Here is a 219-nt window from a genome sequence, read left to right as displayed (position 1 = left end):
TTAGTGAAAGTGGCGGCATTAATTGCCACTGAAAAACTAACCGTTAAGAACATGACCAGCACCGCCAAAGGGACTGCTGAGAAGCATGGGAAGAACGTAAAACAAAAGGCTGGCTTGAATCGGGAAATCCTGAATACCGCGCCAGCCATGACTCTTAATTTGCTGTCCTATAAAGCGGAAGAAGCTGGTAGCGAATACGTTGAAGTACCAACAAAGCAA

Annotated in this window: 1 pseudogene; it reads left to right on the top strand. The window is 45.7% G+C overall.

Features of this window, described 5'->3' with window-relative positions:
- Positions 1-219 (top strand): annotated as a pseudogene (locus BZJ21_RS16010) (RNA-guided endonuclease InsQ/TnpB family protein); the annotation flags it as partial.

This window comes from Salinivibrio costicola subsp. alcaliphilus (assembly GCF_001996185.1).
GTDB lineage: Bacteria > Pseudomonadota > Gammaproteobacteria > Enterobacterales > Vibrionaceae > Salinivibrio > Salinivibrio costicola.
The sequence above is the reverse complement of the archived record's forward strand: the minus strand, read 5'-3'. Positions and strand labels throughout refer to the sequence as shown.